This is a genomic window from Microbulbifer sp. TB1203 (genome assembly GCF_030997045.1).
Classification (GTDB): domain Bacteria; phylum Pseudomonadota; class Gammaproteobacteria; order Pseudomonadales; family Cellvibrionaceae; genus Microbulbifer.
In genome coordinates this window covers 2,844,128-2,870,000 of the sequence record NZ_CP116899.1, presented here as the reverse complement: position 1 = coordinate 2,870,000, position 25,873 = coordinate 2,844,128, and the positions used below count along the sequence as shown (strand labels likewise).

The 25,873-nt window shown below is 60.8% G+C and carries 19 protein-coding genes, 2 tRNA genes and 2 rRNA genes; 21 read left to right on the top strand and 2 right to left on the bottom strand.

The window, feature by feature from the left end; genetic code table 11:
- Positions 1-54 precede the first annotated feature (54 nt).
- From PP263_RS12000 to PP263_RS11955, 10 genes are all read left to right on the top strand, one after another.
- Positions 55-131: transfer RNA gene (locus PP263_RS12000), tRNA-Ile, on the top strand.
- A gap of 110 nt (positions 132-241) precedes the next feature.
- A tRNA-Ala gene (locus PP263_RS11995) sits at positions 242-317 on the top strand.
- A gap of 283 nt (positions 318-600) precedes the next feature.
- Positions 601-3,633 (top strand): 23S ribosomal RNA (locus PP263_RS11990).
- 267 nt (positions 3,634-3,900) lie between these two features.
- Positions 3,901-4,016, top strand: a 5S ribosomal RNA gene (rrf, locus tag PP263_RS11985).
- Between the two features lie 622 nt (positions 4,017-4,638).
- Positions 4,639-5,088, top strand: a complete 450-nt coding sequence (locus PP263_RS11980; RefSeq protein ID WP_308363745.1) for a hypothetical protein — start codon at positions 4,639-4,641, stop codon at positions 5,086-5,088.
- A 115-nt stretch (positions 5,089-5,203) separates the two neighbouring features.
- Entirely contained in the window at positions 5,204-5,833 is a 630-nt protein-coding gene (locus tag PP263_RS11975; RefSeq protein ID WP_308363744.1) for a polymer-forming cytoskeletal protein, read from the top strand.
- 144 nt (positions 5,834-5,977) lie between these two features.
- Complete coding sequence (locus tag PP263_RS11970; protein WP_308363743.1) at positions 5,978-7,201, top strand: hypothetical protein; 1,224 nt, start codon at positions 5,978-5,980, stop codon at positions 7,199-7,201.
- A gap of 3 nt (positions 7,202-7,204) precedes the next feature.
- Positions 7,205-8,512 (top strand): MotA/TolQ/ExbB proton channel family protein, encoded by a 1,308-nt coding sequence (locus tag PP263_RS11965; RefSeq protein WP_308363742.1) that lies wholly within the window; start codon positions 7,205-7,207, stop codon positions 8,510-8,512.
- Complete coding sequence (locus tag PP263_RS11960) at positions 8,502-9,206, top strand: OmpA family protein (protein ID WP_308363741.1); 705 nt, start codon at positions 8,502-8,504, stop codon at positions 9,204-9,206. Before PP263_RS11965 ends, PP263_RS11960 begins: the two co-directional genes overlap by 11 nt.
- Entirely contained in the window at positions 9,206-10,285 is a 1,080-nt protein-coding gene (locus PP263_RS11955; RefSeq protein WP_308363740.1) for a hypothetical protein, read from the top strand. Before PP263_RS11960 ends, PP263_RS11955 begins: the two co-directional genes overlap by 1 nt.
- 108 nt (positions 10,286-10,393) lie before the next feature.
- Here PP263_RS11955 and PP263_RS11950 read toward each other — a convergent pair whose 3' ends face one another.
- Positions 10,394-12,337, bottom strand: a complete 1,944-nt coding sequence (locus tag PP263_RS11950) for an FTR1 family protein (RefSeq protein WP_308363739.1) — start codon at positions 12,335-12,337, stop codon at positions 10,394-10,396.
- A gap of 167 nt (positions 12,338-12,504) precedes the next feature.
- Here PP263_RS11950 and PP263_RS11945 point away from each other — a divergent pair, with 167 nt between their 5' ends.
- The 6 genes from PP263_RS11945 (at position 12,505) to PP263_RS11920 (ending at position 18,195) form a co-directional block, all read left to right on the top strand.
- On the top strand, positions 12,505-12,984 hold the full coding sequence (locus PP263_RS11945) for a glutathione peroxidase (RefSeq protein WP_308363738.1): 480 nt from the start codon (positions 12,505-12,507) through the stop codon (positions 12,982-12,984).
- A gap of 22 nt (positions 12,985-13,006) precedes the next feature.
- The gene (locus PP263_RS11940; protein ID WP_308363737.1) at positions 13,007-13,480 is read left to right on the top strand and encodes a MarR family transcriptional regulator; all 474 of its coding nucleotides are present in this window, start codon (positions 13,007-13,009) and stop codon (positions 13,478-13,480) included.
- A 333-nt stretch (positions 13,481-13,813) separates the two neighbouring features.
- Positions 13,814-15,349, top strand: a complete 1,536-nt coding sequence (locus PP263_RS11935; RefSeq protein WP_308363736.1) for a 2-isopropylmalate synthase — start codon at positions 13,814-13,816, stop codon at positions 15,347-15,349.
- Complete coding sequence (locus PP263_RS11930) at positions 15,349-16,149, top strand: hypothetical protein (RefSeq protein ID WP_308363734.1); 801 nt, start codon at positions 15,349-15,351, stop codon at positions 16,147-16,149. The genes PP263_RS11935 and PP263_RS11930 overlap by 1 nt, the downstream gene beginning before the upstream one ends.
- The gene (gene rimI / locus PP263_RS11925) at positions 16,146-16,622 is read left to right on the top strand and encodes a ribosomal protein S18-alanine N-acetyltransferase (RefSeq protein ID WP_308363733.1); all 477 of its coding nucleotides are present in this window, start codon (positions 16,146-16,148) and stop codon (positions 16,620-16,622) included. Before PP263_RS11930 ends, rimI begins: the two co-directional genes overlap by 4 nt.
- Before the next feature lie 184 nt (positions 16,623-16,806).
- The gene (locus PP263_RS11920; protein WP_308363732.1) at positions 16,807-18,195 is read left to right on the top strand and encodes an MATE family efflux transporter; all 1,389 of its coding nucleotides are present in this window, start codon (positions 16,807-16,809) and stop codon (positions 18,193-18,195) included.
- A gap of 201 nt (positions 18,196-18,396) precedes the next feature.
- Here the strand turns inward: PP263_RS11920 and PP263_RS11915 are convergent, their stop codons facing one another.
- Positions 18,397-20,181, bottom strand: a complete 1,785-nt coding sequence (locus tag PP263_RS11915; RefSeq protein WP_308363731.1) for an aminopeptidase P family protein — start codon at positions 20,179-20,181, stop codon at positions 18,397-18,399.
- Between the two features lie 262 nt (positions 20,182-20,443).
- On the opposite strand from PP263_RS11915, the gene PP263_RS11910 reads away from it, so the two are divergent.
- The 5 genes from PP263_RS11910 (at position 20,444) to PP263_RS11890 (ending at position 25,652) form a co-directional block, all read left to right on the top strand.
- A complete protein-coding gene (locus PP263_RS11910; protein WP_308363730.1) occupies positions 20,444-22,027 on the top strand; it encodes a peptide chain release factor 3 in 1,584 nt (527 codons plus the stop codon).
- Between the two features lie 166 nt (positions 22,028-22,193).
- On the top strand, positions 22,194-22,802 hold the full coding sequence (locus tag PP263_RS11905; RefSeq protein WP_308363729.1) for a lysophospholipid acyltransferase family protein: 609 nt from the start codon (positions 22,194-22,196) through the stop codon (positions 22,800-22,802).
- Between the two features lie 17 nt (positions 22,803-22,819).
- Positions 22,820-23,587 (top strand): TSUP family transporter, encoded by a 768-nt coding sequence (locus PP263_RS11900; RefSeq protein WP_308363728.1) that lies wholly within the window; start codon positions 22,820-22,822, stop codon positions 23,585-23,587.
- A gap of 3 nt (positions 23,588-23,590) precedes the next feature.
- The gene (locus tag PP263_RS11895; RefSeq protein WP_308363727.1) at positions 23,591-23,944 is read left to right on the top strand and encodes a hypothetical protein; all 354 of its coding nucleotides are present in this window, start codon (positions 23,591-23,593) and stop codon (positions 23,942-23,944) included.
- Positions 23,945-24,245: 301 nt separating this feature from the next.
- Positions 24,246-25,652 (top strand): M20/M25/M40 family metallo-hydrolase, encoded by a 1,407-nt coding sequence (locus PP263_RS11890; protein ID WP_308363726.1) that lies wholly within the window; start codon positions 24,246-24,248, stop codon positions 25,650-25,652.
- Positions 25,653-25,873: the final 221 nt, after the last annotated feature.

The window sequence follows — 25,873 nt, the reverse complement described above, 5'->3', positions numbered from 1 at the left end:
AGCCCGTTGGGCGGGTCTAGAGCCCTGAGGTTAAAACCCGAGGGCAAAAGTTATAGGCCTGTAGCTCAGCTGGTTAGAGCGCACCCCTGATAAGGGTGAGGTCGGCAGTTCAAGTCTGCCCAGGCCTACCAAAATTCCGCTACTCTGCGTTATTTTGTCGCTTGCATAGTGAACTATGCGGCGCGACAAGATGCCTTGATTAGCGAAATTTACATTTTCCTTTTAGAAAATGCTTATCGATGGGGCTATAGCTCAGCTGGGAGAGCGCCTGCCTTGCACGCAGGAGGTCAGCGGTTCGATCCCGCTTAGCTCCACCATCTCCTGACGATCCACTTCAGAAATCAGAAACCTGGGTTCTTAGCAGTTTCTTGCGGTTTAAGAATAAGAGTCCAGCTTTCTGATTTTTACATCAGATGCTCTTTAACAAGGTGAAACAATTTGTAGTAATACACTGCAAGGCGAGGTTAGGTTGCTGTTATTCGCAAGAATAGCAAAAACTTAACATCAATAGAAATGTGTGTCTCTCAAGCACACAATCCGGTGTTCAAGTGTTTATCGGCACTTGAATACAAAGTCGTTAAGTAGTCGTTTGTGTTGTATGGTCAAGCGACTAAGCGTATACGGTGGATGCCTTGGCAGCTGGAGGCGATGAAGGACGTAGGAGCCTGCGAAAAGTCTAGGGGAGCTGGCACACAAGCTTTGATCCTGGAATGTCCGAATGGGGAAACCCACCCGCTTGCGGGTATCCATGACTGAATTCATAGGTCATGGAGGCGAACCCGGGGAACTGAAACATCTAAGTACCCGGAGGAAAAGAAATCAACCGAGATTCCCTGAGTAGCGGCGAGCGAAAGGGGACTAGCCCTTAAGCCTATTATGTTTTAGTGGAAGGTTCTGGAAAGTACCGCGATACAGGGTGATAGCCCCGTACACGAAAAGGCATTTTAGGTGAAATCGAGTAGGTCGGGACACGTGTTATCTTGACTGAACATGGGGGGACCATCCTCCAAGGCTAAATACTCCCAGCTGACCGATAGTGAACCAGTACCGTGAGGGAAAGGCGAAAAGAACCCCGGAGAGGGGAGTGAAATAGAACCTGAAACCGTATACGTACAAGCAGTAGGAGCCCTTCGGGGTGACTGCGTACCTTTTGTATAATGGGTCAGCGACTTATTGTCTGTAGCAAGGTTAACCGCATAGGGGAGCCGTAGAGAAATCGAGTCTTAATAGGGCGTTCAGTTGCAGGCAATAGACCCGAAACCCGGCGATCTATCCATGGGCAGGTTGAAGATTGAGTAACATCAATTGGAGGACCGAACCCACTAACGTTGAAAAGTTAGGGGATGACCTGTGGATCGGAGTGAAAGGCTAATCAAGCCGGGAGATAGCTGGTTCTCCTCGAAAGCTATTTAGGTAGCGCCTCGCGTCTCACCCTCGGGGGTAGAGCACTGTTTGGGCTAGGGGGTCATCCCGACTTACCAACCCCATGCAAACTCCGAATACCGAGGAGTGCAATCGCGGGAGACACACGGCGGGTGCTAACGTCCGTCGTGGAAAGGGAAACAACCCAGACCGCCAGCTAAGGTCCCAAATACCAGTTAAGTGGGAAACGATGTGGGAAGGCCCAGACAGCTAGGAAGTTGGCTTAGAAGCAGCCATCTTTTAAAGAAAGCGTAATAGCTCACTAGTCGAGTCGGCCCGCGCGGAAGATATACCGGGGCTCAAACTGGTAACCGAAGCTGCGGATGCCTGCATCTCTCTTAAATCCATTCGGATTTGTTCCAAAGAGAGCAACTCTTTACTACTTCCATCGATTAGCGTCGCGTAGCGACGATCAAGCGCCTCCGAACGTTGAGTCGGACTGCGTGAGAAGGTGGGGAGCAAAGAGTGGATTTAAGTGAGATGCAGGCATGGTAGAGGAGCGTTCTGTAAGCCGTTGAAGGTGGATCGAGAGGTCTGCTGGAGGTATCAGAAGTGCGAATGCTGACATGAGTAACGACAAGGGAGGTGAAAAACCTCCCCGCCGGAAGACCAAGGGTTCCTGTCCAACGCTAATCGGGACAGGGTTAGTCGGCCCCTAAGGCGAGGGCGAAAGCCGTAGTCGATGGGAAACAGGTTAACATTCCTGTACTCGCTATTGCTGCGATGGAGTGACGGAGAAGGCTAGGCCAGCACGGCGATTGGTTGTCCGTGTTTAAGGTAGTAGGCTGGGGACTTAGGCAAATCCGGGTCCCTAAGGCTGAGAACTGACGACGAAGCTTACTTCGGTAAGTGAAGTGGTTGATGCCCTGCTTCCAGGAAAAACTTCTAAGCTTCAGGCAATAGAGAACCGTACTCGAAACCGACACAGGTGGTCAGGTAGAGAATACCAAGGCGCTTGAGAGAACTCTGGTGAAGGAACTAGGCAAAATGGTACCGTAACTTCGGGAGAAGGTACGCCGGTTTTGGTGATGGGACTTGCTCCCTAAGCTGAGGCCGGTCGAAGTGACCAGGTGGCTGCGACTGTTTATTAAAAACATAGCACTCTGCAAACACGTAAGTGGACGTATAGGGTGTGACGCCTGCCCGGTGCCGGAAGGTTAATTGATGGGGTTAGCTTCGGCGAAGCTCTTGATCGAAGCCCCGGTAAACGGCGGCCGTAACTATAACGGTCCTAAGGTAGCGAAATTCCTTGTCGGGTAAGTTCCGACCTGCACGAATGGCGTAACGATGGCCACGCTGTCTCCACCAGAGACTCAGTGAAATTGAAATCGCTGTTAAGATGCAGTGTACCCGCGGCTAGACGGAAAGACCCCGTGAACCTTTACTACAGCTTTGCACTGAACTTTGAGCCTGCTTGTGTAGGATAGGTGGGAGGCTTTGAAGCGAGGACGCCAGTTCTCGTGGAGCCATCCTTGAAATACCACCCTGGCATGTTTGAGGTTCTAACCCAGGTCCGTAATCCGGATCGGGGACAGTGTATGGTGGGTAGTTTGACTGGGGCGGTCTCCTCCCAAAGAGTAACGGAGGAGTACGAAGGTGCACTCAGCATGGTCGGAAATCATGCAATGAGCATAATGGTATAAGTGCGCTTGACTGCGAGACAGACATGTCGAGCAGGTACGAAAGTAGGTCATAGTGATCCGGTGGTTCTGTATGGAAGGGCCATCGCTCAACGGATAAAAGGTACTCCGGGGATAACAGGCTGATACCGCCCAAGAGTTCACATCGACGGCGGTGTTTGGCACCTCGATGTCGGCTCATCACATCCTGGGGCTGAAGCCGGTCCCAAGGGTATGGCTGTTCGCCATTTAAAGTGGTACGCGAGCTGGGTTTAGAACGTCGTGAGACAGTTCGGTCCCTATCTGCCGTGGGCGTTGGAGATTTGAGAAGAGTTGCTCCTAGTACGAGAGGACCGGAGTGAACGAACCTCTGGTGTTCGGGTTGTCACGCCAGTGGCATTGCCCGGTAGCTATGTTCGGACGGGATAACCGCTGAAAGCATCTAAGCGGGAAGCCTCCTTCAAGATAAGATCTCCCTGGGACTTCGAGTCCCCTGAAGGGCCCTGGAAGACTACCAGGTTGATAGGCTGGGTGTGGAAGCGTTGTGAGGCGTTGAGCTAACCAGTACTAATTGCCCGTGCGGCTTGACCATACAACAGAGATGGTTACTGACGACTGCTGAGCGGAGAGTGAAGACTTGAGTGAAAACTTAAAGTTGAGGCTCGAAGTGAAGCGGGATTGTGAAGTCAGAGAGACGCGCAGACGACGCTTGAAAGAGCGGCCTTGCGGTGTATTACTACAGATTGTTTTACCGACTTATTTGGGTTGACTGTAACGCTGGAAAATCAGCGGCAAACGGACAGTCAGACGGCAGTGCAGAGCAACCGCTCATAAGACCAAGCCAACCCAAGCCAGTTTGCCTGACGACCATAGAGCTGTGGAACCACCTGATCCCATGCCGAACTCAGTAGTGAAACGCAGCATCGCCGATGGTAGTGTGGGGTCTCCCCATGTGAGAGTAGGTCATCGTCAGGCTTCTAAATAAAAATAAGGGCCACCCAAGCGGGTGGCCCTTTTTTTATTTACAGATTGCACAAACGCCTACTGCCGAACATCGTGACAAATCGGCAGGAAAGCCGATTTGGACGCCGCAGGCGCCCGTAGGGGCGCGGCACAGGGATGTGCCGCGATCAGAGTAGGGCCCCAGAGCGCGTTTGCGAAGCGCAGCTTCGCGCGCTCTAGGGCGACCGGCCAGGGATGGCCGGGCCGGGGCAGGTTCGAACACTTAGAAGCCGCGCCAGGGATGGCGAGGCAGAAGTTAACAGCCTCTTCCTCACCGTACCGAATCCAACCCCGATCGCGGCCAGCGGCCGCTCCTACAGGGCGCCGGTAGCCAACGCAGTGGCTGATTCAAAGATCGATCGCGGCCATGGGCGGATGGCCGCCCCGCCGCTCCTACAAAGTAATCTCACTCCCTCCCTGTAGGAGCGGCCCATGGCCGCGATCAAGTTCTCAGAAAGCACAAAACACAAACCAATTCCCAATGCCATTGAGTTCCGGTTTGAGTAAAAACTTAATCAGGCAAACGGTGAGGGATAGATGCGAAAGGTTTCCCCGCCGGCTGGTCACGAGCACTTCGACATGTATTTGTTGCAGGATGCAGTTCGAGGAAATCCAACTGCTCGCCGACCACTGCCCGCCGGTGCGCCACGAGAGCCTGGAGCCTGCCGGCGATGGCCGGGCACCCCTCCTTCTGTCGGTTGAAGAGAAACAGTTTTGTGCAGATATCTCCGGCAAAGCCGGAAAAAACTATTTTGCCCAGTTCAAGGCCTATGCGCCGTCAGGGCTCTGGATGGCTCTCCCCCCCAGCGCCGAAAGCGCAATTAAAGAAGCCCGACTGCAAAGCCCCCCGCCGCCGGTTGTCCCCGGCAGAGTTTCTCGAGATCCTCACTGCCCGGCAAAGATGGCCCGGCACTTGCAAATCTTTTCACGCCAAAAATGGTTACCTGGAAAATGTGACCTTTATCACACAGCAAACAAAAACCCGATACTGGCACCCAAAAAAATGACTCTCGCGACAAGTGCCCGTGACTTGTCGTCCGTATAATCATGCGCCTACATCGCTGCGCAGACGGCGAGTGGAACTCTGCCCGGAACTTTGTGCGATGTATGACAAACGGGGCAACCAACCAGCTATCCCAACTCTAAGGAGTAAGTACAACATGGCAAATGAAGAGCAGGCAAAGCCGAAGGAAGAGAGCTCCAACAGCTTTCTGGATGGATTTATCGATCAGGGTAACTCCGCCCCCCAGCGCGGCCCGCGGATGGGCGAAGAGGCTGAAAAGTCTGTAATCGGAAAAAACATCAAGTTCCGCGGTGAACTGATCGGTAACGAGAGCCTGCATATCGAAGGCACTGTCGAGGGCACCGTAATCATGGAGGGGCATAATCTCTCCGTGGGCGCCGGTGGTGAGCTGAATGCCAATATTCACGCGAAGAACATCACCGTGGAAGGCGCCCTCACCGGCGATGCCCTGGCAGAAGAGCTGATTGAAATCCGCCGCACAGCAGTGGTCAAGGGCAACCTGATAGCGCCGCGCATCCAACTGGACGACGGCGGTAAGTTCCGCGGCTCCATGGATATGGTGGATACCGATGCGGAAATGAAAGAGCGCACCAGCGATTTCAAAGAAAAGCTGGTACACCCCAATTTACCGCCGCGGGACAATGAGAACGATGGCAAGAAGAAGGCCGGAAAGGGAAGTGCAGCCAAAAGCAGCGGCCTTTTCTCCTCCAAGAGCGCCGCTACCGAAACCTCCGACAGCCCGGCTGAGCTGGTGACCAGCGACTGATCGTACCGGGAAAGATGCCAGAAGCGGTTTCACAATTATTGCGTTCCACTTAGTGAACCCGCTTCCTGCTAAACCGCGGTCAAGTGGTGCCGGTCGGCATGACGCGGCCGCGATTTTTCCTTGTGGTGTTTCGGGAAGTATTGCATGCAGCATCACTCTTTCGGCTTGGCGGCGCTCAGCCGGGAAATTATTCAGCCGGGATTTCGCATACTGGATCTGGGGTCACTGGCGGTAGGGACTACCCAGGCTTTCCTGCAGATGAACTGTCCCTGCTACATTGAGGACCTGATCGAATTCTTTGCGGAGAATCAACAGAACCCGGATCTCAAAGGCGCCCTGCAAGACCACTTGGTGGCCAAGCCCTCGCGAATAAAATTTGACGTCGTGCTCTGCTGGGACCTGCTCAACTTTATGAGCACCGAGTTGATTGAGCATCTGATCGAACTGCTCCAGCCGAACCTGAAACCCGGCACGCTGCTGCACGCCATGATATACACCGGTACCGCGCCGCAGGGGCCCGCGAGATTCCGCCTGTTGCAGGATTTCACCTACGAAACGGCCGAGGCCCCGCATTACCCCCGGATTCCCTGCCAGCGCCACTCGACCGTGGCCCTGACGCAGAGCCTGGGGCGCTTCAGCCTGAGCAATTCACTGTTGCAGCGACAGGGAATGCGCAAGGATCTTATCGAACATATTTTTGAATTTGACGGTAACGATTCTCGGGGAAAAGTCCGCCCGGGCGGCGCATCGGATGTATCGACCTATTTTACCGCGGCGGAAGCTGGCGAGGCGCTGTCGCTGTCCGGCCTGTCGACGGCAATGAGAGCGGCGCGCAGGTCACCGGTCAGCAGGGTGATGGATTGCGGGCCCAGGAGCGGGCGCAATGTGGACGCGTTGCAGAAACAGGTGGGCGAGCTGTTCGTGCTGGACATGCACGCGGCCATTCAATGGCACAAGCAGCGCGGCGAGGACGGCTGCTCGGCGATACGCGCGGCTTTTGGTAAGTTTTCCGGGCTTGCAGAGTGCGATGCGATTCTGGCCTGGGACATTATTGGCTTTTACAGCCCTGATGAGGCATCGGTACTGAGTGAACTGCTGGTGTCAAAGCTGAAGACCGGTGGGCTGTTGCACATGGTGTTTTGCAAGCGGGAGCGGTTACCGCAGAAGCCCGCGGTTTTCGAGATACAGGTAGACGAACGGGTGCTGGTGAAGGAGTTCCCACCCGGGGATGAGCGGGCCCATTTCAACAACCTGGCGGAAATTATCCGCGCCCTGCCGCGTCTGCAATTGGTGGACCAGGGCCACGGCAAGCTGCCGAGTGGAGCCTTCTATCACGAATTTATCTTAAAGAAATTCTCTGAGGCATAGTGGATGTCGGGATTATTACACCAGATGTTTTTGTCGCTAACCCCCGCAGTGGTCACCGAGGGGTTTATCCTGCTGATGCTGTCGATTTTTTCCCTCGCAATGCTGTTGCGCTTCTCGGGCCGCGGGCGGGATTTTGTGGACCAGGGCCCTGGCTTTCTCACCTCCCTGGGTATTCTCGGTACATTTGTCGGCATTATTATCGGTCTCTACGAATTCTCCCTGGAGGATATCGACCGCAGTATCGCGGAGCTTATGGAAGGGCTGAAAACAGCCTTTATCACCAGTGTGGTCGGGCTGGCGCTGTCCCTGCTGTTGCGGGTTTTCAGCCGTATGCTGAGGTTGCCGTCGGACCCCGTTCAGGAAACTGCCACCATCGACGACCTGAATCGAAACCTGCTGGTGCTGCGCGACTCGCTGGATAATTTTGCCCAACGATCCGCGGTGGAGCTGGTTGGCCAACTGGAGCAGGTGGTGGCACAGTTCAATCAGGGCCTGCAGGCGCAGTTCGGGAACAACCTGCAGAGTTTTTGCGCACAGCTTTCCGAACTGGAACCTGCGCTCGGCGCCGCCGCGGCTGAGTACCGAGAACATGCCGCGCGGGTGGAATCCTGGAGCCAGCGTTGCGACGAGAGCCAGCGGCAGCTGATCGACCAGCAGGCCGTGCTCGCACAGGTATACGACAAAATAGCCGAGCTGCCGCATATGTACCGCGGGCTGGATGAACTGTTGGAGCGGCAGGGGCAGCAGGCGGCGCAGTTGAACCAGCTGTTGGATGCGCAGCACGAGTCGGTGCGGCAGCTGGCGGAACTGGCGCCGCAACTACCGCCAGTTATCGAGCAGCTGTCACAGGGCGTTGCGGCCGCGCAGCAGCGGGTGGACGAGAACCTCTCGGCGATCAGCGCACAACTCGAGAGTCAGGGTGACGCGCTGGCGGAGCGCTTCCGGTATTTGTCTGCGGCGCTGGAAAATCTTCAGGAATTGGACCCCGAGGCCCTGCAGAAACTGGTGGGAACCTCCGCGCAGGCACACCGGGAGTCGATGCGGGAACTGGCGCAGATGATCGCCACTACCCACCGGGAGATGTTGCAGGTCCTCACCGAGGTGATCCGCAAGGAATTGCAGGATACGGATATCTCCATTCGCCGCCAATACGAGCAAATGGACAAGGTGATGGCGGAGCAGGTGGAACAGGTGCTCGCCGCCATGGGCGAGTCCCTGGCCACCATCAGCGGGCAGTTCACTCGGGATTATCGCCAGTTGGTGGCGCAGATGCGGCGGATACAACAGCGGGACCTGGAATATGCCGGCTAGCCTCTCTTCGCGCCTGCGCCCGACTGAAGAGGGCGAGTGGCTCAGCGTCTCGGACCTGATGGCCGGGCTGATGATGGTTTTTTTGTGCATCTCCATAGTGATGATGCGCTCGATGATGGAGGAGCGGGAAAAAATTCGAGCGCTGGCCCAGTCCTATCGCGACAACCAGCTGGCGATTTACCAGACACTGGTGAGGGAGTTTGAAGGCGACCTGCAACACTGGGGAGCCGCCATCGACAAGGACAGCCTGACCATCGCCTTCAACAACTCCGACGCCATGTTCCAGACCGGCGCCGCGGAGATGAACGGGGATGCCCAGAAGGTGATGGAAAACTTTTTCCCGCGCTACCTGGCCGCGCTGAAACCCTATCTGGACTCCGTCCGGGCGATCCATATCGAGGGGCACACCAGCTCCGAGTGGGGCACCGGGGGGAGCCGCAGCGAAAACTACTTCAACAACCTGCGCCTGTCCCAGAACCGCTCGCGGGAGGTGTTGCGTTTTGTTCACAGCCTTGTGCCGGCGGAAGAGGTTCCCGGCATGTTGGCACTGGTGGCCGCGGTAGGCTACTCGTCCGCCCGTCCGGTTCTGCGCGCCGACGGCAGCGAGGACCCAGAGAAATCCAAGCGGGTCGCCTTTCGCGTGATAACCAACTCGGAAGCGCAGATCCACCGAATCTTAGAGGAGGCCCTATAGTGGCACTGTGGAAACAGGCGTTGGCAAAGCTGCGCGGCGCAGCGGACAGCGTGCGCCCGCCCGAGTCCGGCGAAGACAGCGAGAGCGGCCCCGTTGCGGAAGCGGTGGCGGAATTGGTGGCGGACGATGCCGTGGACGCAACCGGTTCCGACCAGCCGGCGGTCGCGGACGGAGAGGCGCTGGCGCGGGAGCTGCGCGCCGGCATCCAGGTGAGCCTCGGCGAACTGGAGCCCTGCGCCGCAGGCTGGCGTTACCGCGGTCACCCGGTAATGGTTTTCGGCGCCGAGGCGCCGGAGCTGGCAGAGCCGGAAAGGCGCCGGGATTTTTTCTCGCTGGTGCATCTGTTCCCCTGCTGCGGAGCCTTGGAAAACGATGAGCGCAGCGTGTGGGTGGCTACGGACCTGGCATCGCTCAACGAAGCGCAGTCGCAGGGTCCCCTCAATGTTTGTAGAACCTGCCTGGATGCCAGCGCGGGGCGGGGCTCGGCCTCTGCTGAATTTGATTTTCCCGCCCATGTGCGCAGCCACGCGGACAGCTACTTCTCGGCCTCTGCCTGTCACTGGAAGCCGGGAGCCAATCCGCTGCCGCTGCAGCCACCCGCCGCTGAGGCGGAGGGCAGCTGCCCCAATTGCGGTTGTGCGTCGGAAGAACCGGGCTGGCAACTGAGTGCCCGCGATGCGGAGCAGCTGGCACTGCCCGAGGGCATCTGCCTGCTCTGTGCCGAACGCCAGGTGGATGGCTGCCTGCACCTGGGAGAAACCGCATTGCTGGAGGCTGCGTGGGCCCGCTACCACTACCTGGTGGCCCAGGCGGCACAGACGCCGGCGCCATCCTGGAAACTGGCGGAGGCAATTTTGCCCATGGCCTGGCAACCGCTGTTGCGCAGCCTGCAGCAGATGCTGCCCCCGCCGGAGCTGTTTTACCCGATCGAGGAGGGGGTGCCGCCGACGGTGCTGGCCTGGCCGGCCCTGAGCCGGGGAATCGTCGTGGACGAGGCTCTCGCCCTGGAGGGCGTGTCGGGCTGGAGTCTGTGGTCGCGGGGGCAGATAGAGTCGGAGCTCGGGTTCAAATTGCGCTGAGGCGGTGGAAGCTGCTGAGAAATAAATATTTTTCTGTCTTTGTTATTCCGCCCACCACTAAAAAAATACCCCGCGTGAGCGGGGTATTTTCGTCAGGTTACCGGCGGCTCAACCGGTGGATTTTGCCGGGGACGAAGCCCCGGAATTCCTGCCTTTGAGCAACAGCCAGGCCGCGGCCACCAGTATGGCCGCCTGCAGGCCGATGCCCTCCCAGGTGGAATAAATCCCCAACCAGTCGAAGCTGAAGGACACCGGCAGCGGGGTGATGCCTACCAGGGCGGCTTCCTGCAATGCGGCGATCGCTTTGCCGGCGAGCACGAACGACAGTGCCAGCAGTACGAAAGTGGTGGTGGAGAAGAATTTACCGATGGGCAGGCGCGCGGAGTAGCGCACCAGCGCCCAGCCGACCACCGCCAGCAGCGCGGCGCCGGCGGCGATGCCGCCCCACAGCGCGCTGTACTGCCCCTCGGCGGTCTGGGTGAGCAGGGACTGGTAGAACAGGATGGTTTCAAAAATTTCCCGGTACACGGCGATAAACGCCAGCCCGGCGATGCCCCACAGGGTGCCCGCGGTCAGGTTGCGGTTGATGCTGTCCTGAATGTATTGCTGCCACTCCTGGGCCTGGGTCTTGCTGTGCATCCAGAAGCCCACATAGAAGAGCACCGCGGCGGCCAGCAGTGCGGCGGCGCCTTCCATCACCTCGCGGCTCGCTCCGCTGATGGTAATCACTTTCTGCGCGAGCACCCAGGTGGCGAAGCCGGCGATAAAAGCGGTTATCCAGCCGAAATGCACGTATTTCAAGGCATCGCCGCGCTGGGTCTTGATCAGGATGGTGGTCAGTGCGATCACCACCAGCAGCGCCTCCAGGCCCTCGCGCAGCAGGATGATCAGGCTGGCGATAAACAGCGCGGTGCCGGACAGATTGGATTCCTCCAGCAGCGCCTGGGCCTGATCCAGTTTTTCGAGCACGGCGTTTACCTGTTGTTCCACCTGCTGCGGATCGCTGTTTGCATTCAGTTGGGCGCGCAGGCCGAGCAGGTCGCTCTCGATGGACCTGCGCAGATTCGCGTCGCGGGAGTCCAGCGTATTTTCAACCAGTTCGAAGCCGTCCAGGTAGGCACTGATCGCCAGGGTACGGGCGCTGCCGTAATCGCCCTGGCGATAGGCGTCCAGGGCTTTTTGCAGCTGGCTGCGCGCGGTCTCCATGGGGTCTCCATCCCGAGAGCTTTTTTTCGCGAACAGCGGCGCCGGGTCCGCGCGCAGGGCGGCCACGGATTCAGTGGGCACTTCCGGGCGGTCGTTGCGCAGCACTGCGGGGCTGTACATCACCAGGTCCTGCAGGCTCAATTGCGTGTCGGCTGTCGCCGGCTCCGCACCGGCGAAGGCGAGTCCGCCTACATAGAACGCCAGGGACCAGCGCTGCTGGTCTGTCAGGTTGCCGAATGCAGTCATGGCGGTGCCGTCGATGCCGTTGCTGATCGCATCGTAGAGGCCGAGCAGGGATCGGTTCTCCGCGCGCTCGCGCTCATGGAAGTTGGTGGGAGGCGGCTCCAGCTGTGCCGCCAGCGGGCCATCGCCCTCGCCGGATGGGCCGTGGCAGGCGACGCAGTTCTTCTGGTAGAGGGCTCGGCTCTCATCCAGGCTGAGCAGCGACTGGGGCAGGGACAACGCCGGGGAAATGGACAGCAGCCCCTGGCGCAGTTTGGCGGTGTGGCTCTGCACCTCGGCGAGGCTCGCCTTGCCGGCAATAGCCGCCTGCAGTGCCTTGGCTTCGCCGCGGATGCTCTCCGCCTCCGGCGAAGGGGACAGCCGCTGGCCGCGGTCGACCAGAACTTGGGCGAACTCCTCCATCTCCGAGTACTCGCCGCTGTTGATGATCTCGCCATCCTTCACCGCTTCCGGGTAGTCCACGCCGATGTATTCGGCCATCTGCATCAGCTGGCGCAGCTCCTGTTCGCTGAGGCCGGCCTCCTGGGCCGGGGCGGTAATTGCGGTGGCGGCGAGGAATACCGCGAGCAGTAGACGGGCTAAATACAGGCCGGGATTGCGCATGGGGGAGTGTGTCCGTTTCCATTAAAAATTTTGAACGTAATATTATTGATAATTATTCTCACAATAAACCCCGCGCTGCCTCTTCTTTGATGGATCTCGCTTGTAATTTTGGTTGTGCACAATACAATTTCCCACAACCTATTGTGTTCAACCGAGGAAAAACTCCCATGAGCGATCTCTATTCCATTCCCCTGCAGGCTGCGGATGGCAGTACCACCTCCCTGGAGGAGCAGCGGGGCAAGGTGCTGCTCATCGTCAATACCGCCAGCAAGTGTGGCTTTACCCCCCAGTACAAAGGGCTGGAGGCGCTGTACCACAAATACCGGGACCAGGGGTTGGTGGTGCTGGGGTTCCCCTGCAACCAGTTCGGCCAGCAGGAGCCGGGCAGCGACGAGGAAATCCAGCAGTTCTGCGAGCTGAACTACGGCGTCAGCTTCCCCGTCTACGCCAAGCTGGAAGTGAACGGCCCCGCCGCCCACCCGCTGTTCGAGCATCTCAAGCGCGAGGCGCCGGGGATTCTGGGCACCGAGGGGGTCAAGTGGAACTTCACCAAGTTCCTGGTCGACCGCGAGGGCCGGGTGGTGAAGCGCTTTGCCCCGAAGGACAAGCCGGAGGCGCTGGCGTCGGAAATCGAGCAACTGCTCTGACTGTTCCGCGGGGAATACTCTGATGTCTCTCTGCGAAGACAGCGGTCCGCTGGCGCTCAACCGCCAGCTCTGCTTTGCCCTCTACGCCGCCTCCCGCGCTGTGACCCGGGCCTACCAGCCGATGCTGCAGGACCTGGGTATCACCTATCCCCAATACCTGGTGCTGCTGGTGCTGTGGGAGCGGGATACAGAGGAAGACGGGGATGCCGGTACCAGTGTCGGCGCCCTGGGCGAGCGGCTGATGCTGGACTCCGGAACCCTCACGCCGCTATTGAAGCGAATGGAGCAGCGTGGCCTGGTCAGCCGCGAGCGCGCGCCCTGGGACGAGCGGGTGACGGTGGTGGCGATCACCGATGACGGCCGCGCGCTCGAGCCCCGCGCCCGGGTGTGGGTGGAGCGGGAACTGGATGGCTCCGAGGTAACCCGGGAGGAGGTGGAGCAGCTGCGCCAGAACCTGTGGCAGCTGTTGGACAAGCTGGGGGCGTCTGCCGGTTAATTGGGATGTTTATCCCAAGTTTCGTTTAAATTCTCCGGTTTTCTATCTATTTATCTTTTATTTTTTGTTTTCTTAGGATGGTTGTTGATTTCGCCGGTGCGCGGACGTATAGTCCCTCAATCGACCATTTACCTGTTTGAGCCGCTATGCCCACCGCATACCCCGCACGCAGATTTCCCTCTGGCACACTAGCTTTTTCGCTGCGACTACCGCGTTGCGGCATATAATTTTACTCCGTTACCCTCCTGTAGAATTCCACACTTTATTTGATCGGCGCGTAGACAGCAGTACAGCCGCTGTTTAGCCTCGGGCCAGATGAGGAGAAGAGCCCAGATGAACACCAAGAAAGATAAATTAGTCATATTTGATACCACCCTGCGCGACGGCGAGCAGAGCCCCGGCGCTTCCATGACCAAGGATGAGAAGGTCCGCATCGCGCGTATGCTCGAACGCATGCGTGTGGACGTGATCGAAGCCGGCTTCGCCATCGCCAGCCAGGGGGATTTCGAGGCGGTGCAGGCGGTGGCCGAGGCCGTCAAGGATTCCACCGTATGCAGCCTGGCCCGCGCCGTGGGCCCGGACATCATCCGCGCCGCCGAGGCGCTGAAAAAAGCCACCGCCCCGCGCATTCACACCTTTATCGCCACCTCCCCCATCCATATGAAATACAAACTGCAGATGGAGCCGGAACAGGTTTTCGCCCAGGCGGTGGATGCGGTGAAGCGCGCGCGCCAGTTCACCGACGATGTGGAGTTCTCCCTGGAGGACGGCAGCCGCTCCGAGCCGGAATTCATGTACCGCATTATCGAGGCGGTGATCAATGCCGGTGCCGGCACCATCAATATCCCCGATACCGTCGGCTACGGCGAGCCCGGCGAGTACGGGGCCATGTTCAAGCGGGTAATCGAGAATGTGCCCAACTCCGACAAGGCCATTTTCTCCACCCACTGCCACAATGACCTGGGGCTGGCGGTGGCCAACTCCCTGTCCGCGGTGATGAACGGCGTGCGCCAGGTGGAGTGCACCATCAACGGTCTGGGCGAGCGCGCCGGCAACGCCTCCCTGGAAGAAATCGTGATGGCGGTGCGCACCCGCCAGGATCTCTACCCGGTGGAGACCGGCATAGACGCCACCCATATCGTGCCCACTTCGCGTTTGGTCAGTTCCATCACCGGCTTCCCGGTGCAGCCCAACAAGGCCATCGTCGGCGCCAATGCCTTCGCCCACGAGTCCGGGATTCACCAGGACGGCATTCTCAAGCATCGCGAGACCTACGAAATCATGCGCGCCCAGGATGTGGGCTGGGGCCACAACCGCCTGGTGCTGGGCAAGCACTCAGGCCGCGCGGCGGTCAAGGCGCGCTACGAAGAGCTGGGAATCAACTTTGACGACGCCGGCGAGTTCGCCCTGGTGTTCCAGCGCTTCAAGGACCTGGCGGACAAGAAACACGAGATCTTCGACGAAGACCTGCAGTCGCTGGTCACCGGCAGCGAGGCTCCCGTGGAGCACTACCAGTTGGAAGACCTGGAAGTGCGGAGCAAGAGCGGCAGCCTCCCGCAGGCGCAACTGCGCCTGCTGATCGACGGCGAGTCCCACCGCGCCGAAGCCTATGGCAGCGGCCCGGTGGACGCGACTTTCAAGGCCATTGAATCGGTGGCGGAGAGCGGCGCGGACCTCAAGCTCTACTCGGTCAACGCAGTCACCCAGGGCACCGACTCCCAGGGCAGCGTGACCGTGCGTCTGGAGCTGGACGGCCGTCTGGTCAACGGCGTTGGGGCGGATATCGACATCCTCGTGGCCTCGGCCCTGGCCTACCTGGACGCCCTCAACCTGCTCGCCTCAGGCGGCGGCAAACGCAAGGGCGTCTGATGCACGAACTGCATCGCGCGGAATATCTGTCGGCGCTGGGAGTCACCAGCTATATGCCGCGCTTCCGGCTGCCCCTGGCGCCGGAACCGCGCCAGGCCCGGCTGCCGGTTGAAGAACTGCCGATGGAAAACAGGGAGCCTTCCCCCGGGACCGCGGAGCCCCAGCTCCGCCAGCGGGCCGAAGGCCCGCCCGAGATCGCGGTCACCCCGGAAGCCCCCACTGCGCTACGCGATATCGGCGCCCTCACCGAACAGGTGCGAGCTGCACCCCAGCCGCAGTCCGCCCCCGCCGAACTGACCCCGCCACAGCAACAGGTGCAACCCTTTGTTCTCAGCTGCTGGTGGCTGGGAGACGAACTGCTGGCGGTGGACAGCCGCGAGCCCGGCGCCGCGCTGCCGGTGGAGGCGCTGTTCAACAATATCGCCCGCGCCCTGGGCTGGCACCAGTTGCCCCGGGAGCAGGACCGGCTGCGCTGGCCCCTGGCGGAAAACCGCTTCGGCCCCGCGGCCGCCGCCTCGGACGCGCGGGACACCTGCTCCAGCTGGCTGGAAGCGGCCAGCGTCCGCCGGCCGGTTAAATCCATCTGGCTGATGGGCCGGCAGGCCCGCGACTTCTGTTCACCCCTCTCCCTAAAGCAGCCCTTGGCAGAGCCGGTGACCGAGTGGAACGGCATCCGCCTGGTGGCCATGCCCAGCCTGACCGAACTCTTGCAGCAGCCGGAGCGCAAGCGCGCACTGTGGCAGTTGCTGCGGGAAACCTATCCGGAGCACACTCGTTTCCCTGATTCCGGGGTCCAATGACCCCCGAATTCGACCTCACCGATGCCCACCTGGCCGCCGCCACCGTCGCGGACTGCCCCACCCTGGCCGCGCTGGCGCGCAGTGCCCACAGCCACCCCTGGGGTGAGCGGCAATACCGCGACAGCCTCGAGGCCGGGCACGACGGCTGGCTGCTGTGGTCGCCGGAGGGCGAGGCCATCGCCTGCTGTGTGATTTCCCGGCTGTTCGACGCGGCGGAAATCCTCGATATCGCCGTGGCGCCCCGGTGGCGCCGGCGCGGCGTGGCCGGGGCGCTGTTGAGGCAACTGCTCGCCCAACTGCCGCCGGAAATCGAACGGGTCCTCCTGGAAGTGCGCGCCTCCAATCGCGCCGCGCGCTCCCTCTACCGCAAACTGGGTTTTCGCGAAGACGGCCTGCGCAAGAATTACTACCCCGCAGACGGTGGCGCCCGCGAGGACGCGGTGCTGATGAGCCTCCACAGGCAACACCCGTAACTTCGCCGGATCTCCTCCCCCGCCGCTCCTACAATGCGTTTTTCGTCGTCCCTGCGCCGGTACGACGAACTTCGGGATTGAAACGGAGTAGCCACGGGGATGGTAAACTAACGGTGTTCCGTTTTTCTTTTCACACTCCGCTGCCATCCAGCGGAAGCGTCCATCTTTCCGCAAAGAGTTGTTCATGGCGTTAACCTCCAACAATCCCTCCCTGCTGGAGGGCCCGGTCGCCGGCCACCTGCAGCGCCTGGCCCTGCCCATGGTGTGGGGCATTCTCGCAACCATGTCGTTCAATGTGGTGGACACCTGGTTTGTCGCCCAACTGGGCAGTGGCCCGCTGGCGGCGATGAGCTTTTCCTTTCCGGTGGTGATGGTGATCAACAGCTTCGCCATCGGCCTGGGCGCCGGCACCTCTTCGGCGGTGGCGCGGGCCTACGGCGCCGGCGATATGGCCCGGGTGCGGCGGCTGGTGACCGACGCCTCGCTGCTGGCGCTGCTGGTGGCGCTGGCGATCAGCGCCGTGGGATTGCTCACCGTGGGGCCGCTGTTCCGCCTGCTGGGCGCGCCGGCGGAGATGCTGCCGCTGATCGCCGACTATATGGTGCCCTGGTACCTGGGCGCGGTGTTCGCGGTGGTGCCCATGGTGGCGCTGTCGGCGCTGCGGGCCATCGGCAACAGCGCGATCACCGGGCGCATCATGGTGGCGGTGGCGCTTTTCAACCTGCTGTTGGACCCGCTGCTGATCTTCGGCCTGTTGGGCTTTCCGCGCCTGGAGTTGCAGGGGGCGGCCCTGTCCACGGTGATCGCGCGCGGAATCAGCTTCTTTGCCGCGCTCTATTTCCTGGTGCGCAGGGAAAAGCTCCTGGCCGCGCCGGAATGGCGCTGGTCGGTACTGGCGGACTCCTGGCGCACCGTTCTGGCGGTGGGGCTGCCGGCGGTGGCCACCAATGTGATCATCCCCATGGCCGGCGGTGTGATGGTGGCGCTGGTGGCGGTGCACGGCGCCGACGCGGTGGCCGGCCTGGGGGTGGCGCTGCGTATCGAGCCGGTGGCGCTGATCGTGTTCTATGCGCTGTCTTCGGTGGTGGGGCCCTTTATCGGCCAGAACGCCGGCGCCGGCAAGGTGGGGCGTATGCAGGAGACGGTCGCTGTTTTGGCGCGCTTCTGCCTGGTCTTCGGGCTGGTGCTTGCGCTGGTGTTATACCTGGTGGGCGGGTTTCTCGCGCAGCTGTTCAGTGATTCCGAGGCGGTGCTGGCGGTGGCGGTGGCCTACCTGGCCGTGGTGCCTTTCAGTTACGCTGGCTACGGCTTCGTGATGTCCGCCAACGCGGCCTTCAACGGCCTCGGCCGGCCACTGCCGGCCACGCTGATCTCCTTCCTGCGTGTACTGGGCATCTATCTGCCGCTGGCCTGGGTGGGCAATCAATTGTGGGGGATCAGCGGGCTGTTCGCGGCTACAGCGGCGGCCAACCTGATGCTCGGTGTCCTGGCCTGGTGGTGGCTGCGGCGGGAAATCGGCGGGCGCGAGAGCGCCGGAGATATCCCCGCGAACGCGGCCGTGGGCCGCGATTGATGTGTCTCATTGACTCGTCATACCGGCGCAGGCCGGTATCCAGTTTAGTGGCACAGGATTTCCGGATTGCGCCGCAATGACGAAAGCGCGTTGTAGGAGCGGCCCATGGCCGCGATCTGAGCCACTACGAAGTAGCGAGTCAGCGGCGGGCCTCGCGGCCCGCAAGCCGAGCTGGAGCTCGGCGCTCCCGGGAGGCCGCTCCTACACGGCCAGTGGCTCGGTGACGGCCTCCAGCCAGCGCTGGGTGTTTTCATTTACCAACGGCATCAACGTCTCGCGCACCCTCCGGTGGTAATCGTCCAGCCATTTCCTCTCCTGTTCACTCAACAGCTTCACCTCGATCAGCGCCCGGTCGATCGGCGCCAGTGTCAGCTCCTCGAACTCAAGGAAGCCGTGATGTTCCGCGGATTCCTTCACGAACACCAGATTTTCGATGCGAATGCCGTACTGCCCGGTGAGGTAGAACCCCGGTTCGTTGGAAACGATCATGCCCGCCTGCAGGGGCACGCCGGTGCCCGCCTTGCCGATCCGCTGCGGCCCCTCATGCACACTCAGGAAACTGCCAACCCCATGGCCGGTGCCGTGGGCGTAGTCGAGTCCCTGGTCCCACAGCGCCCGGCGCGCGAAGGCGTCTATCTGTTCGCCGCAGGTGCCGATGGGAAAGCGCAGGGTGGCGATGGCGATATGGCCCTTGAGTACGCGGGTGAAATGCTCTTTGGCCAGGTGCGGAAAACTCCCCAGGGCCACGGTGCGGGTGACATCGGTGGTGCCGTCCGGGTACTGGGCTCCGGAGTCCACCAGGTAGATGCCCTCGGGCTTTATCGGCAGGCTGGACTCGCGGCTCACCCGGTAGTGCACCACGGCGCCGTTGGGGCCGTAGCCGGAGATGGTGTCGAAGCTGTCGTCGCTGAAGCCCTCGCGCTGTTCGCGCTTGGCCCGCAGCAATTGCACCGCCTCCAGTTCGCCAAAGCGGTTATCGGCAGTGCCGGCGGCCACGGCGCCGGGCAGCTCCGCGAGAAATTCACACAGGGCGGCGCCGTCGCGCTCGTGGGCGGCGCGGGTGCCCGCCAGTTCCACCGGGTTCTTGCACGCCTTGGCGGCGATGATGGGATCGCGCTCCTGCAGTAGTTCGATATCCAGTGCGCGCAATTGCTGCAGCGTCCAGCAGTTGGTGATCAGCGGGTCCACCCAGACTTTCGCTACATGATGGCGCCGGGCGGCGGCGAACAGTTCGCGCTTGTCGCTGACAATACTCACTTCGTTGTCCAGGTGTTCGATCAGCGCGTCGCCCACGGCTTCCGTCGCCAGGTAGAGGGTGGCACTGCCGTCGCGGTAGAGCAGGGCGCTGGCCAGGGCCACCGGCAAATGGGGCACGTCGTTGCCGCGGATATTGAACAGCCAGGCGCACACCTCCGGGTTGGGCAGCCACAGAGCGTCGGCGCGCTTGTCCGCCAGCAGCGCGGCGATACGCCGGCGCTTGTCTGCGGAGTGTTCGCCGGTAAACGTATAGGGATGGGGGCGCGCCGGCCCGCAGGGCGCCGCGGGCCGGTCGCTCCACACGGCGTCGATGGGGTTGTCGTCCAGGGGGCGCAGTGCGATATCCCGCTCGCCCAGGCGCTTGTGCAGCAGTGCCAGGCCCGGCTCGGTGTGCAGGCGCGGGTCGTAGCCCAGGGCCTCGCCGGTCTTCAACTGATCGCACAACCAGTCGGCGATGGCGTCCTGGTTCAGGTCCTCCTGGTCGATGGGCTGGTCGCCGATCTGCTGCTGGGCCTGCAGGGTATAGCGGCCGTCCACGAACAGCGCCGCGTGTTCCATACTCACCACGGCCATGCCGGCGGAGCCGGTAAAGTCGGTGAGCCAGGCCAGGCGCTCGTCGGAGGCGGGCACATATTCGTTCTGGTACTCGTCGCCGCGGGGCACCAGGAAGGCCTGTACTCCCTGTCGCGCCAGCTCTTCCCGCAGTGCCTGCAATCGCTCCCGGCTCATAGTTCTTCTCTCTTCTAAATCTGGTGGCGCCCCTGCTACCGGTGGCTTTTTACGGGACACGCTGTGAATACATCCCTGTACGCTCTCCGCGGCCATCCATGGCCGCAGAAGGTCCCGCAAAAAGCCCCCGGCATCAGGGGCTTCGCAGCACGTTCGTTGATTGGATTTCGATTCCAAAAGCTGCAGTCTATCAGCCCCCTGTGCGGCTTGCCGACGTGTATAATGCGCGCCTTGTTTTCCAAGCTGTTCAAGCACCGAGATTATGGCCCAGAGTTCCAGCCTGGCGGGTATCGCCGGCCGTCGCACCTTCGCGATTATTTCCCACCCGGACGCCGGTAAGACCACAGTGACCGAAAAGCTGTTGCTGTTTGGCAATGCCATCCAGCTGGCCGGCTCGGTCAAGGGCAAGAAGGGGCCCCACGCGCGCTCCGACTGGATGGCCATGGAGCAGGAGCGGGGTATCTCGGTGACCTCCTCGGTAATGCAGTTCCCCTACGCGGGGCGCACGGTCAATCTGCTGGACACCCCCGGCCACGAGGACTTCTCCGAGGATACCTACCGGGTGCTCACCGCGGTGGACTCGGCGCTGATGGTGATCGATGGCGCCAAGGGTGTGGAGGACCGCACGGTCAAGCTGATGAACGTCTGCCGCCTGCGCACCACGCCAATCCTGTCGTTTATCAACAAGCTGGACCGGGATATCCGCGACCCCATCGAGGTGATGGACGAGATCGAGGAGGTGCTGAATATCCAGGCCGCGCCGATCAACTGGCCGCTGGGTTCCGGCAAGTATTTCCGCGGTGTCTACAATCTCTACACCGACACCATCCACGTCTACAAACAGGGCCAGGGCCATACCATCCCGGAGGATATCCGCATCGAGGGGCTGGATTCCGCCGAGGCGGACGCGCTGCTGGGCGAGTACGCCGACGATATCCGCGAGGAGATCGAATTGGTGCGCGGCGCCACCCACCAGTTCGACCTGGAGGCCTACCTGGCCGGCAAGTTGACCCCCGTGTTTTTCGGCACCGCGCTGGGCAATTTCGGCGTGCGCGAAATGCTCGACGGTTTTGTGGAGTGGGCGCCGGGTCCGCAACCGCGCGCCACCAACGAGCGAGTGGTGCAGCCGGACGAGAAAAAATTCTCCGGCTTCGTATTCAAGATCCAGGCGAATATGGACCCCAAGCACCGCGACCGCATCGCCTTTATGCGCGTCTGCTCCGGCACCTACAGCCGCGGTATGAAGATGAAGCACGTGCGCCTGGGCAAGGACGTGAAGATCGCCGATGCGGTGACCTTCATGGCCGGCGACCGCACCCATGTGGAGGAGGCCATCGCCGGCGACATCATCGGCCTGCACAACCACGGCACCATCCAGATCGGCGATACCTTTACCGAGGGCGAGCAGCTCAAGTTCACCGGCATCCCAAACTTCGCCCCGGAACTCTTCCGCCGCATCCGCCTGAAAGACCCGCTGAAACTGAAGCAGCTGCAGAAAGGGTTGCAGCAGCTATCCGAAGAGGGCTCCACCCAGGTGTTCTTTCCGCTGGACAACAACGACATTATCGTCGGCGCCGTGGGGGTGTTGCAGTTTGAAGTGGTGGCCTACCGCCTGAAAGACGAATACAAGGTGGAAGCCATTTACGAAAATGTGAACGTTAGCACCGCGCGCTGGGTGGACAGCGAGAGTGCGAAAGAACTGGATGCGTTCAAACGCAAGGCCAGCACCAACCTGGCGCTGGACGGCGCCGGCCACCTGACCTACCTGGCGCCCACGCGGGTGAATTTGCAACTGGCGGAGGAGCGCTACCCGGAAATCCGCTTCTACGCCACCCGGGAGCACTAGCCGGGACCGCGGAGCTCCAGCTCCGCAAGCGGGCCGCAGGCCCGCAGTAGGAGCTTGCTTGCAAGCGAATGGAATAGAGCTCCGCAATCCTTCGCTTGCGAGTAAGCTCCACACCGCTGAATGTCTAAGTGATCGAACGGGCAGTAAGATTGAGAGAAGGATTGACGTGAGTATTCCAAAGAATCTACCCGAAGAAATTCCGCGAATCGGCAACTGGTTTACCCAAGCCATTGGCCTGCTGATCGTAAAGGCCCTGGGCTGGCGCCTGGAGGGTGAATTCCCGCCGGAGAAAAAAGTCATGGTGGCCCTGGCTCCGCACACCTCCAATTGGGACTTTGTGATAGCTATGCCGTTCATTATGGCGCTCAAGGCCAAGATTTCCTTTATGATGAAAAAGGAAGCCTTTTTCTGGCCATTCAAGCGCCTGTTTATATGGCTGGGCGGCCTGCCCACCGACCGCCGGACCCCCGGCGGCCTGGCCCAGCAGATGGCGACTTCCTTCCGGCAAAACGAAAAGATGTGGGTGGCGATCGCTCCCGAGGGCACGCGCAAGAAGGTCGATAAGTGGAAAAACGGTTTCCTGCGAATCGCCTATGCGGCGCAGGTGCCGATTCTGCTGATTGCCTGGGACTTTCCCCGCAAGCGTGTCTGCGTGGATTCCCTCTACCAGCCCACCGGCAACCTGGAACAGGATATGCGCGAGATACAGCGCCGCTTCAGCAAGTACCGGGGCCGTAACCCGGAAAACCAGACAGACTTTATCGAGGACGAATAAATCCTCCCGGGAACAAAGTGGCGGAATTTACCGGCGACCTCCCATTAATCACCTACCTGATCCTGACCTCAGTGGCCTTTGCCGCGGGCTTTATCAGTTCCATCGCCGGTGCCGGCGGCATGATCACCCTGCCGGCCCTGCTGTGGGCCGGGATACCGCCACTGGATGCCCTCGGCACCAATAAATTCCAGAGCGTATTCGGCACCCTCTCCTCCGCATTCAACTTTTTCCAGAAGGGCCACCTGGACCTGCGGCCATTGTGGCCGGGGCTGCTGGCGGCAATTTGCGGATCGGCGCTGGGTACCTGGACGGTAACCCAGCTGGGTGGTGAGCAACTGCGCATCCTGCTGCCGGTGCTGTTGATCGCAATCGCGTTGTATTTTGCCTTTTCGCCACGTATATCTGACATAGATAGCAAAGCCCGCCTAAGTAACGGCCAGTTCAACCTGCTGATCGGCGGCGGCATTGGCTTTTACGGCGGCTTTTTCGGGCCGGGCATGGGTTCCATCTATGCGCTGGCTTTTGCCGCTTTGCTGGGTTACAACATGCGCAGGGCAACGGCGCACACCAAGCCGCTGGTGCTGGCCACCAACGCCACCTCGATGTTTATCTTTATGGCGGGGGGGCATCTGCTGCTGTGGCTGGCCATCTGTATGTCGGCGGCGCAGATTGTCGGCGCGCGCCTGGGTTCCAACCTGGTGATCGCCCGCGGTGCCAGCCTGGTGAGACCGGTCATAGTTCTGGCCACCATTGCAGTGGCGATCAGGTTGCTACTGGAGGAGTGAACGATGGAAGTATTCGTTACCCTGTTGCTCTCCTTCGGCATTTTCGCCCTGATCATCTGGGCTTTTATGCATATGCGCACGCCGCGCTTCCGCATGGACCGCGAGCAGTTCCTCAAGGGGCTGGAGGACGTGATCGCCGGCCAGGCGGACGACAGCGAGTGGCGGGTACTCACCGGCTACCCGATGCGCCACGACCCCGAGCTGGAGAAGCTGCGCAGCGATTGCCTGGCGATAGAGGAAAAGGAATACACCGGCGGTTCGCCCTACCTGTTTACCGAGGCGGGCATCAACCGCCTGCGGGAGGTGCGGCACCGGTTGCTGGCAATCGGAATAGAAAAACAGTCCGACAAGGAATAGCACTAAGGAACTTTTGAATATCGTCATTCCGGCGAAGGCCGGAATCCAGAGCACAGTGATTTCTCTGGACTCCGGCCTTCGCCGGAGTGACGGGATGGTCTTATTCAGGGGTCTCCCTAAGTTAAGCGGAGTCCCCTGTGGGAGCCTGCTTGCAGGCGAATTGAGGTTGCGACAAGGCACCGGGAATATTCACCTGCAAGCAAGTCTCTACAGAGTACCCCCCTGGGCAGGGCCAGCTCGGGGTCCAACTAAGTGCCGTCCATCCGACAAATAATCCAACGAGCCTATTGAGGTTAAAACCATGTTCAAACCACTGCTCACCCTTACCGGGGGACTGATCGCGACCCTGGCGGTTACCGCCGCCCAGGCCAAGCCACTTTCCCAGGAGGACCTCTCCGTGGCGGAAGTGCTGCGCGACCGCGCACTGGAATCCTCCGATGCCTACAGCATCGTCGAATCCCTCACCGTCGAGGTGGGCCCACGCCGCGCCGGCACCGAGGGCGACCGCCGCGCGGTGGCCTGGGCCCAGGACAAAATGAAGAAGCTCGGCTTCGATCGCGTCTACACCGAACAGATCGACGTGCAGCGCTGGCACCGCGGCCACGCCCACGCCGAAGTGGTCGCGCCTTTCCCGCAACCGCTGGTGGTCACCTCCCTCGGTTACAGCGCGCCCACCCCGGAAGGCGGCTTCACCGCGGAAATCGTCGAGTTCTCCGATGTGGAGGCCCTGCTCAAGGCGCCGGCCAAGAAGGTGAAAGGCAAGATCGCCTTTATCAACAAGCGCATGGAGCGTGCCCGCACCGGCGAGGGTTACGGTCCCGCAGTACAGGGCCGCAGTAGGGGCATGCGCGCCGCTGCGGAAAAAGGCGCGGCCGCACTGCTGCTGCGCTCCGTGGGCACCGACTCCGACCGCTTCGCCCACACCGGCATGATGTCCATCGACGGCGTTGAAAACCCGGTGCCGGCCCTGGCCCTCTCCGCCCCGGACGCCAACCTGCTGGAAGCCATGCTCGAGCGCGGCAAACCGGTGGAAGTCAAACTGGACGTGCACAACGAACGCCTCGCCGACGGCCCTTCCTTTAACGTGATCGGCGAAATCACCGGTCGCGAAAAACCAGAAGAGGCGATGATTATCGGCGCCCACCTGGACTCCTGGGACGAAGGCACCGGCGCCCTGGACGACGGCGCCGGCGTGGCCATCGTAATGGAAACCGCGCGCCTGATCGCCGAGTTGCCCCAACGCCCGCGCCGCACCCTGCGCGTAGTTTTATTTGGAGCCGAGGAAATCGGCCTGGTGGGCGCCAAGCAATATGTGGATGCCCACCGCGGCGAACTGGACAACATCATTGCCGTCTCCGAATCCGACTTCGGCGCCGGCAAAATCTGGCGCTTCGACACCCGCCTGCCGGAGAACAAGTTCGATATCGCCGACCAGATGATGCAACTGCTCGCCCCCCTGGGCATAGAGCGCGGCAACAACCAGTCCAGCGGCGGTCCCGACAGCAGCGTCTTCGTCGCCCAGGGCGTACCCGCCTTCGGCCTCTACCAGGACGGCACCGACTACTTCGACTACCACCACACACCCAACGATACCCTGGACAAGGTGGACCCGAATAACCTGAAGCAGAATGTGGCTGCCTGGGTGGTAATGTCCTTCCTGGCTGCGGAAATGGAAGAGGATCTGGGGCGGGTGCCGACTGAAAATTAAGACCGATCACAGGAATAACTGGCTGTCGAACCCAGAGTACTGCCAGCCACCCGGAAACCCCGCCTCAGTGCGGGGTTTTTGTTTTTTGGACGGAGCTAAATTCGACCAGGATCAGCAGCGGCTGCTTCTATCTACACGGAAGATTGCGCAGGTGTTTGATTTATAGGGGGATGTCGATATGATCAATAGCTGTGACTGCGGGGGAGATATAGAGCAGCTGC

Excerpts from the sequence above, each read along its gene's own strand:
- PP263_RS11980 (WP_308363745.1), top strand. The coding sequence starts at position 4,639 with ATGCAGTTCGAGGAAATCCAACTGCTCGCCGACCACTGCCCGCCGGTG.
- PP263_RS11975 (WP_308363744.1), top strand. The coding sequence starts at position 5,204 with ATGGCAAATGAAGAGCAGGCAAAGCCGAAGGAAGAGAGCTCCAACAGC.
- PP263_RS11970 (WP_308363743.1), top strand. The coding sequence starts at position 5,978 with ATGCAGCATCACTCTTTCGGCTTGGCGGCGCTCAGCCGGGAAATTATT.
- PP263_RS11965 (WP_308363742.1), top strand. The coding sequence starts at position 7,205 with ATGTCGGGATTATTACACCAGATGTTTTTGTCGCTAACCCCCGCAGTG.
- PP263_RS11960 (WP_308363741.1), top strand. The coding sequence starts at position 8,502 with ATGCCGGCTAGCCTCTCTTCGCGCCTGCGCCCGACTGAAGAGGGCGAG.
- PP263_RS11950 (WP_308363739.1), bottom strand. The coding sequence starts at position 12,337 with ATGCGCAATCCCGGCCTGTATTTAGCCCGTCTACTGCTCGCGGTATTC.
- PP263_RS11945 (WP_308363738.1), top strand. The coding sequence starts at position 12,505 with ATGAGCGATCTCTATTCCATTCCCCTGCAGGCTGCGGATGGCAGTACC.
- PP263_RS11940 (WP_308363737.1), top strand. The coding sequence starts at position 13,007 with ATGTCTCTCTGCGAAGACAGCGGTCCGCTGGCGCTCAACCGCCAGCTC.
- PP263_RS11935 (WP_308363736.1), top strand. The coding sequence starts at position 13,814 with ATGAACACCAAGAAAGATAAATTAGTCATATTTGATACCACCCTGCGC.
- PP263_RS11930 (WP_308363734.1), top strand. The coding sequence starts at position 15,349 with ATGCACGAACTGCATCGCGCGGAATATCTGTCGGCGCTGGGAGTCACC.
- rimI (WP_308363733.1), top strand. The coding sequence starts at position 16,146 with ATGACCCCCGAATTCGACCTCACCGATGCCCACCTGGCCGCCGCCACC.
- PP263_RS11920 (WP_308363732.1), top strand. The coding sequence starts at position 16,807 with ATGGCGTTAACCTCCAACAATCCCTCCCTGCTGGAGGGCCCGGTCGCC.
- PP263_RS11915 (WP_308363731.1), bottom strand. The coding sequence starts at position 20,181 with ATGAGCCGGGAGCGATTGCAGGCACTGCGGGAAGAGCTGGCGCGACAG.
- PP263_RS11910 (WP_308363730.1), top strand. The coding sequence starts at position 20,444 with ATGGCCCAGAGTTCCAGCCTGGCGGGTATCGCCGGCCGTCGCACCTTC.
- PP263_RS11895 (WP_308363727.1), top strand. The coding sequence starts at position 23,591 with ATGGAAGTATTCGTTACCCTGTTGCTCTCCTTCGGCATTTTCGCCCTG.
- PP263_RS11890 (WP_308363726.1), top strand. The coding sequence starts at position 24,246 with ATGTTCAAACCACTGCTCACCCTTACCGGGGGACTGATCGCGACCCTG.